Origin of the sequence: Kurthia massiliensis (genome assembly GCF_000285555.1) — a bacterium.
In the GTDB taxonomy this organism is placed as follows: Bacteria; Bacillota; Bacilli; order Bacillales_A; family Planococcaceae; genus Kurthia; species Kurthia massiliensis.
Genome location: NZ_HE611003.1, coordinates 34,837 through 42,267, shown reverse-complemented (window position 1 = coordinate 42,267; position 7,431 = coordinate 34,837). Strand labels below are relative to the sequence as shown.

General features: G+C 40.4%; 12 protein-coding genes. 9 read left to right on the top strand and 3 right to left on the bottom strand.

Features of this window, described 5'->3' with window-relative positions:
- Nucleotides 1-403: RNA-guided endonuclease TnpB family protein (locus tag KMHG_RS18100; RefSeq protein WP_010290680.1), on the top strand; the 403-nt coding region annotated here is incomplete at its 5' end.
- A 124-nt stretch (nucleotides 404-527) separates the two neighbouring features.
- Here KMHG_RS18100 and KMHG_RS18095 read toward each other — a convergent pair.
- The 3 genes from KMHG_RS18095 to KMHG_RS14785 form a co-directional block, all read right to left on the bottom strand.
- Nucleotides 528-884, bottom strand: coding sequence for a DUF2500 domain-containing protein (locus tag KMHG_RS18095; protein WP_044504922.1), 357 nt, complete (start codon nucleotides 882-884; stop codon nucleotides 528-530).
- Between the two features lie 88 nt (nucleotides 885-972).
- Nucleotides 973-1,497, bottom strand: a complete 525-nt coding sequence (locus KMHG_RS14790; protein ID WP_010290678.1) for a YceI family protein — start codon at nucleotides 1,495-1,497, stop codon at nucleotides 973-975.
- 71 nt (nucleotides 1,498-1,568) lie between these two features.
- Complete coding sequence (locus KMHG_RS14785; RefSeq protein WP_010290675.1) at nucleotides 1,569-2,429, bottom strand: VOC family protein; 861 nt, start codon at nucleotides 2,427-2,429, stop codon at nucleotides 1,569-1,571.
- Between the two features lie 142 nt (nucleotides 2,430-2,571).
- Between KMHG_RS14785 and KMHG_RS14780 the strand changes: the two genes are divergently transcribed.
- From KMHG_RS14780 to mntR, 8 genes are all read left to right on the top strand, one after another.
- The gene (locus tag KMHG_RS14780) at nucleotides 2,572-2,880 is read left to right on the top strand and encodes a winged helix-turn-helix transcriptional regulator (RefSeq protein ID WP_010290674.1); all 309 of its coding nucleotides are present in this window, start codon (nucleotides 2,572-2,574) and stop codon (nucleotides 2,878-2,880) included.
- 81 nt (nucleotides 2,881-2,961) lie between these two features.
- On the top strand, nucleotides 2,962-3,897 hold the full coding sequence (gene murB, locus KMHG_RS14775; protein WP_026022136.1) for a UDP-N-acetylmuramate dehydrogenase: 936 nt from the start codon (nucleotides 2,962-2,964) through the stop codon (nucleotides 3,895-3,897).
- A 48-nt stretch (nucleotides 3,898-3,945) separates the two neighbouring features.
- Entirely contained in the window at nucleotides 3,946-4,704 is a 759-nt protein-coding gene (locus KMHG_RS14770) for an exodeoxyribonuclease III (protein ID WP_010290671.1), read from the top strand.
- Entirely contained in the window at nucleotides 4,697-5,050 is a 354-nt protein-coding gene (locus KMHG_RS14765; RefSeq protein WP_010290668.1) for a fluoride efflux transporter FluC, read from the top strand. The genes KMHG_RS14770 and KMHG_RS14765 overlap by 8 nt, the downstream gene beginning before the upstream one ends.
- The gene (gene crcB, locus KMHG_RS14760) at nucleotides 5,047-5,391 is read left to right on the top strand and encodes a fluoride efflux transporter CrcB (RefSeq protein WP_010290663.1); all 345 of its coding nucleotides are present in this window, start codon (nucleotides 5,047-5,049) and stop codon (nucleotides 5,389-5,391) included. The genes KMHG_RS14765 and crcB overlap by 4 nt, the downstream gene beginning before the upstream one ends.
- 86 nt (nucleotides 5,392-5,477) lie before the next feature.
- Complete coding sequence (locus tag KMHG_RS14755; protein WP_010290657.1) at nucleotides 5,478-6,587, top strand: GNAT family N-acetyltransferase; 1,110 nt, start codon at nucleotides 5,478-5,480, stop codon at nucleotides 6,585-6,587.
- Nucleotides 6,588-6,623: 36 nt separating this feature from the next.
- Nucleotides 6,624-6,917 (top strand): late competence development ComFB family protein, encoded by a 294-nt coding sequence (locus KMHG_RS14750; RefSeq protein WP_010290656.1) that lies wholly within the window; start codon nucleotides 6,624-6,626, stop codon nucleotides 6,915-6,917.
- 78 nt (nucleotides 6,918-6,995) lie between these two features.
- Complete coding sequence (gene mntR / locus KMHG_RS14745) at nucleotides 6,996-7,421, top strand: transcriptional regulator MntR (protein WP_010290655.1); 426 nt, start codon at nucleotides 6,996-6,998, stop codon at nucleotides 7,419-7,421.
- The last annotated feature ends 10 nt before the right edge of the window (nucleotides 7,422-7,431 follow it).

Below are 7,431 nucleotides of genomic sequence, written 5' to 3'. Positions count from 1 at the left end.
GGCTCGCTTGCATGAGCGTGTTGCGTTTCAACGTGAAGATTTTTTGAACAAGCTATCAACAGAATTAATTCACAACTATGACGTCATCTGCCTCGAAGACTTAAACACAAAAGGCATGTTGAAAAATCGTAAGTTGGCAAAAGCAATTAGTGATGTGTCATGGTCCTCTTTTGTGCAAAAACTGACGTACAAGGCAAAGTGGTATGGTCGTGAAATTGTGAAGATTTCAAGGTTCTATCCATCGAGCCAACTTTGTCATGCGTGTGGGCATCAGGATGGTAAAAAATCACTCGATATTCGTGTGTGGACTTGTCCATCTTGCGGTACGGAACTAGACCGAGATATTAACGCAAGTCAAAATATTTTAGCTGAGGGATTAAGGATATTATATCAACAACCGTAGGAACTACGGGGCTCGCCTACTCAAAAAGTGAAGCCACTGTTTCGAGCAAGTGGAAACAAGCAAGCGCTGTTCGTAGGAATCCCCCACTTCAAGCATGTTCGAAGAACGGCTAAGTGGGGGTAGTTCAATAGGCACGATCAAATTGTACGAAGCGTTTTCGTTGATACTTCAATGTACCTTTGTCGGCTTCTAACAGTTGACCGTAAATACGAGGTGGCACTTTAAATTCTTTGCGTATGCCATGAAACAGCTCAAACGTTACGTAATAGACCGTTTGGACAGCTGCATCGCCCCCACCTAATAGCTCTGTTCGCTTCGCAATAATTTTCGCATCTGTTCGCTCAACGTTCGCCGTTTTATCTAATTTATACTCGTTAAATTCCTTTAACGACACATATAGTATAAAACCTATAATAATAGTTGGTATAAAGTAAAAAAATAAAAGCCCATCAGAAATATTCAACTTCAACACTCCTTCCATTTGCTATACGTTCATTATATACATTTTTTTAAAAATTGCGATAAATTTCCATAAAAAAAACAGCCAGAAATTTTTCTGGCTGTTTTCATTATGCTGGGTTCGCTTCAATTTCAAGGTGAATTTTAATCGTTTCACCGACGAGTACGCCACCTGTTTCGAGCGCTTGGTTCCAGTTTAGGCCGAAATCTTTACGGTTGATTTTACCTTCTGCTTCGAACGCTACGACTTCAACGCCCCATGGGTTTGTACCACGACCGTTGTAATCGACTTCGAATGTGACTGGTTTTGTTACGTCGCGAATCGTTAAATCGCCTGTCACTTTATATTCATCATCGTCTTCTTTTTGAATGTCTGTTGCGACAAATGTCATTTTTGGATACGTTTCGGCGTCAAAGAAATCTGCTGAACGAAGGTGATTGTCACGATCGTCGTTGTTTGTATCGATCGATGCGATATCAACTTCGAAGCGAATGTTGCCGCCTGTTAAATCTTCAGGGTTAATGTCTAGGTCTGCATTGAATTGATCGAAGTGACCTTTTACTTTTGAAATCATCATATGTTTCGCTTGAAAACCTACAGAAGAGTGTGTTGGATCTACTACGTATTTTGTCATTGATAAATCCTCCTAAAAAATGTATTTGTTGCAAATTTTATTATAAACGGCGGAAGCCGGGAATACAAAAATTAATGCTTTACGTGAAATACCATATCGTGTCCGTTGACATCTTTTACGACAAGTTGTGTGTCATCGTCTTCAAAGGCAACTTGTTGAGCGATTAAGTTTTGACGCAGTGCATCTAGTGCTTCACGAGAAGACAGGTTTAATGAATAGCCGATTAAACCAGACGACTCAGCAGGTGGTAGTGGTGCGCCTTGACCATTCCACGTATTCATCGCGATATGGTGATGATAGCCGCCTGCTGAAATGAAGTAGGCAGAATTGTGGAAGTTTGTTTTAAAGTCGAAACCGAGGGCATCAAAATATAAATGTTTCAATGCATCGTCTAAATACGAAACGTTTAAATGCATATGACCTAAAATTGTACCGTTCGGGAAACCTGTCCACTCACTTTGTGGATTAAAGCGCGCTAAAATTGCTTCGACATCGACCGGTAACGTATCAGTTTCAATTGTACCGTCTGCGTTAATCGTCCATTCAGATTTCGGACGGTCATGATAAATTTCAATGCCATTGCCTTCAGGGTCTGTTAAATAAAACGCTTCTGAATATAAATGGTCACCTGCGCCTGAGAAGCGAATACCACGTTGCGCTAAATGGCCGATCACATATGCTAAGTCATCTACGCTTTTCACTAAAATAGCGAAGTGGAAAAGACCTGTTGAGCGTGGTGGGCGAGGAACTGTATTGTCTTGTCGCTCTAAAATAAGTAAAGGTTCGTCACTGCCAGCGCCAAAAACGACACGTGATGCTGTTTCTTCTAATAATTGAAAACCGAGTGTTTTATAAAAATCTTTTTGTGTATCGAGATTGAGTACGCGCAATTGCACGTAACCTAATTGCATGTTGGGATCTAATTTGAACATTTGAAACGTCCTCTCGTTATATAGTTACTTTATGTAACCTACTATATATTGATAAGTTTATTACGTCAAGTAATTTAGTTACGAAAAGTTGAAAAGTCGATTTGATGCCGTTACAATATAAATATACAAGGAGTGGTTCACAATGGAACAGACAAATACACTTTGCCCGCGATTAGCAAAAGCAATGGACTTAATCGGGAAGCGATGGGTAGGGTTGATCTTATACGAATTGTTAGATGGGCCGAAGCGTTTCAATCAAATTGAATCGGCTTTACCAATTAGTGGTCGATTATTATCGGAGCGTTTAAAAGAACTTGAAAAAGAGGAAATGGTCGAACGTTGCGTTTATACGGAAGTACCAGTACGCGTCGAATATAAATTAACGGATAAAGGTTATAGTATGAAGGACGCCATTGATGCGATTGAAAAATGGTCGAAACAGTGGCTTTAAAAGTATAAAACTTGTAAAATGGCTAATGAAGATTCATACTTAGTTGTGATGAACTTAAGTGAGAAAGGATTGGATTTTTCCATTATGAAAATGCAATGGGCAGAAGATTTAGCGAAAATCATTGATCCAGCAAATATTAAAATTGATGAACCATTAAATAAATACACGATGACAAAACTAGGCGGTCCAGCTGACGTATTTGTTATGCCTGAAAACGAAGAGCAAGCGAGTGCAGTTGTGAAATATGCGCGCGCAAACGATATTAATATTTTATTATTAGGTAACGGCTCAAACATGGTCGTGCGCGATGGCGGTGTACGTGGTATCGTTTTAAACTTTGCAAAGTTAAATCGTATTGAAGTAACTGGCACTGAATTATATGCACAAGCAGGTGCATTATTGAAAGACGTATCAAAAGCAGCAGCATCTCATACGTTAAGCGGTCTTGAATTCTCTTGTGGGATTCCAGGGTCAATTGGCGGTGCAATGGCGATGAACGCGGGCGCTTATGATGGTGAAATTAACGACGTCATTAAAAGTTGTAAAGTGTTAACAAAAGATGGCGACATCGTTGAGTTATCAAAAGAGCAATTAAAACTTGGTTACCGTAAAAGTATCATTGCTGATGAAGGCTACTACGCATTGTCATCAGTATTTACATTAGTAAAAGGTGATCAAGCAGCAATCGACGAAAAAATTGCAGATTTAACGCATCGTCGTGAATCTCGTCAACCGTTAGAATATCCGTCAGCAGGATCGGTATTTAAACGTCCTCCAGGTCACTTTGCAGGGAAGCTTATTCAAGATAGCGGCTTGCAAGGTCACGGTGTTGGTGGTGCGGAAGTATCGACAAAACACGCGGGCTTCATTATTAACAAAACAGGTACAGCGACAGCAACGGACTATATCGAAACGATTCATATGGTACAACGCGTCGTTAAAGAAAAATTCGACATCGCTTTAGAAACTGAAGTGAAAATTGTCGGTGAAGATTTAACAGCAATCTCAAAATCATAAACGACGAACGCTCTTCATTAGAGGAGCGTTTTTTTTTGGAGGTTACAAATGAAATTTGTATCATGGAATGTAAATGGCATTCGTGCCTGTTTAAAAAAAGGATTTTTAGCATACTTTGAACAAGTCGATGCAGACTTTTTTTGTATTCAAGAATCAAAATGCCAAGCTGGGCAAGTAGAAATCGATTTGCCAGGATATGAACAATATTGGAATTACGCCCTTCGTAAAGGTTATTCAGGAACGGCGATTTTTACGAAACATACGCCACTCAGCGTCAAATATGGCGTCGGTGATCGTGATACCGAAGATGAAGGTCGCATTATCACATTAGAATATGAACGCTTTTACGTTGTCACTGTATATACGCCTAATTCAAAACGTGATTTAGCACGTCTTGATGAACGACTTGAATGGGAAGATAACTTACGTGCGTATTTAATCGAGCTCGATCAACAGAAACCGGTTATTTATTGTGGGGATTTAAACGTTGCACATGAAGCCATTGATTTGAAAAATGCGAAACCAAACGTCGGCAACTCTGGATTTACGAACGAGGAGCGTGGCAAAATGACATTGCTTTTAAATAGTGGCTTTACAGATACGTTCCGTGCGATGTATCCACAAGAAGACAACCGCTTCACATGGTGGTCATATATGAACAAAGTGCGCGAACGTAACATCGGTTGGCGCATTGACTACTTCATCGTATCGGATCGTTTAAACCAACACGTGACGAACGCAGATATTCACGACCAACAACTCGGTAGTGATCACTGCCCAGTCGTTTTAGAATTAGATATTGAATAATTATGCAATCGTTGCAGCGGGTGCAGTAATCGGTGTTTTGCTGCGCTATAGTTGCATGTTAATGATGAGTGGCAGTGTGTTATGGGCCGTCAACATCGTCGGTAGTTTGTGTATGGGCTTATTAAATGGCTATTTTGAGCGTAAACCGAATGCCAAAATAAAATTGTTATTAACGACAGGACTGCTCGGTTCGTTTACGACGTTTTCTTCGTTTTCAAATGAATGGTTGGCGCTCGCTGTGGATAACTTTTTAAGTTCCCTTTATTATGCGTTCGGTATGACGATTGCTTGTATCGTTGCTGCATTTATCGGCTATGCTTTTATGAAACGAGGTGGGCGCGCATGATTTGGTTAGCGATTGCTATCGGTGGTGCGCTCGGTGCGACGTTACGTTATGCGATTATTCAATATGGTGAAAAACGACGAGCGCCTTTTTATCGTGCCACGTTGATTGTGAACGTCATCGGCTCATTTTTGATGGGGATGGCGGGCCATTTAGCCGAGACCCATATCGTTACGTTTATGCTGACGGTCGGATTTTTAGGTGCGCTGACGACATTTTCAACGTTCGCATTTGATGCGCTACGTTTAATAAAGGCGCAAAAAATACTACAAGCAATTGGCTACGTGCTGACGACACTCGTAGTGAGCTTTGTTTGCATCATCGTCGGGTATAAAATAATATAAAGAAGAAAAGCGTTTTAAAAGCAATAATTTTAAGACGCTTTTTCCGATAATGATAATAACGACTTTAATTAATAGAAGGTGTTTACATGCGACTAAGAGAATGGACAATCGAAGAGCAAGAACCACTGATTCACTTTTTGACGAAAAATGAATGGCCGTATCACGTACAATCACACCCTGGCCGCGAATTGATCGAACGTACAATTGAAGAAGGAGGCTATGAATCAGACGATGTGAAGACGTTTTGGATTGAAAACGAAGAAGGTCAAATCGTCGGCATGGCCCAACTGTATGATCTGCAAGATGAAATTCCTGTATTTGATTTAAGAATCGCTGAAAAATGGCGTGGCTTAGGCTATGGTAAAAAAGCGCTTCGCTTAGTGACGAAATACGTATTTTCGATTCCAGACAAAAAAATCCGCCTAGAAGGTCATACGCGACAAGATAATGTACCGATGCGCAAAACGTTTGAAAGCGTCGGCTTCGTGAAAGAAGCTCATTTCCGTGACGCGTGGTATATGCCGAAAGAAGATGCATATTACGATGCGGTTACTTATGGCATTACACGCGAAGACTTTTTCGAGAAAAAGACGACGCCTGTATCATGGAATGATGAACACGAAGAGTTTGACTATAAAAAGTATTGGGATTTCCCATCGCAGTTTGAGACGAAACAATTAATCGTTCGCATGCCGCGTGAAGAAGATACGCAAATGGTCTATGAAGCGATTGAACGTTCGATTGCCTTTTTAAAGCCGTTTATGACATGGGCACAGCAAAAGCCAACGTCTGAAAATGTGAAAGAAAATATTCGGAAAGCGATTGCGCGTTTTATGAACCGCGAAGAATTGCGCTTCCACATATTTTTAAAAGAGACTGGTGAGTTTGTTGGTTGCTTAGGCTTACAGCATATTGACTGGACGATTCCAAAGTTTGAAATTGGCTATTGGATTGATGAGCGCCATAGCGGACATGGTTATATGACAGAGGCTGTTCATAGCATGACACTTTTTGCATTTGAAGATTTAGGGGCACACCGCTTAGAAATTCGTTGTGATCGCGATAACATTCGTAGCCGTGCAATTGCCGAAAAAAATCATTTTGAATTAGAGGGCATTTTGAAGCAAGATTCGCGTAATGCTAACACGCACCAATTACGCGATACGTGTGTATATGCGAAAATTAGTTTAGTGTAACGGCGCATATCGCACTTATTGAGGAGGAAATTTTTCATGATACAACACGAACAAACGATTCCGTTAATGAACGCGACGGAAGAACTTGTTCAGGGCATTGTACGCTTTTTAATATACGGTCCAGAATATCCAACATATTGTCATTGTGAACAATGCGAGGCGAAAATTTGTGCCATCGCATTGAATCATTTACAAAGCTATTATGTGACGACGACAGAAGACCGTGAGAAAGCTTACATGCATTTGAAACAACCAGCACAAATGCATGAAATTAATAAGCAAGTCATTCATGCGATACACATTATTGGGCAAAATGAACATAAAAAATAGCAAGTTTGACGTTACCTTACGTTTTAATGTTAATTGTAGTACACTAGTAAGATAACTACTGGAAAGAGAGGGAATTAGATGCCGACACCGAGTATGGAAGATCACATCGAACAAATATATTTACTTATAGATCAGAAAGGTTATGCGCGCGTATCGGACATTGCAGAAGCACTGTCTGTTCTTCCTTCCTCTGTTACAAAGATGGTTCAGAAGCTTGATAAAGATGGTTATTTAATATACGAAAGATATCGTGGCTTGTCGCTGACGCCAAAAGGCAAAAAGCTCGGCAAACGCCTCGTTGAAAGACATAGTTTATTGGAGCAGTTTTTACGACTCATTGGTGTCGATGAGGACTTGATTTACAATGATGTAGAAGGCATTGAGCATCACCTTAGTTGGAACTCCATAGACCGTATTGCAGACCTAATCCAAGTGCTGGAAGAGAATCCTGAGTTTGTACAAAAGATTGAAGCGCTAAAATCTTTAGAGCATCATTTCGAATAGTACGTGTCAA

Coding starts and splice junctions, on each gene's coding strand:
- KMHG_RS18095 (WP_044504922.1), bottom strand. CDS start 884: ATGGAAGGAGTGTTGAAGTTGAATATTTCTGATGGGCTTTTATTTTTT.
- KMHG_RS14790 (WP_010290678.1), bottom strand. CDS start 1,497: ATGACAAAATACGTAGTAGATCCAACACACTCTTCTGTAGGTTTTCAA.
- KMHG_RS14785 (WP_010290675.1), bottom strand. CDS start 2,429: ATGTTCAAATTAGATCCCAACATGCAATTAGGTTACGTGCAATTGCGC.
- KMHG_RS14780 (WP_010290674.1), top strand. CDS start 2,572: ATGGAACAGACAAATACACTTTGCCCGCGATTAGCAAAAGCAATGGAC.
- KMHG_RS14770 (WP_010290671.1), top strand. CDS start 3,946: ATGAAATTTGTATCATGGAATGTAAATGGCATTCGTGCCTGTTTAAAA.
- crcB (WP_010290663.1), top strand. CDS start 5,047: ATGATTTGGTTAGCGATTGCTATCGGTGGTGCGCTCGGTGCGACGTTA.
- KMHG_RS14755 (WP_010290657.1), top strand. CDS start 5,478: ATGCGACTAAGAGAATGGACAATCGAAGAGCAAGAACCACTGATTCAC.
- KMHG_RS14750 (WP_010290656.1), top strand. CDS start 6,624: ATGATACAACACGAACAAACGATTCCGTTAATGAACGCGACGGAAGAA.
- mntR (WP_010290655.1), top strand. CDS start 6,996: ATGCCGACACCGAGTATGGAAGATCACATCGAACAAATATATTTACTT.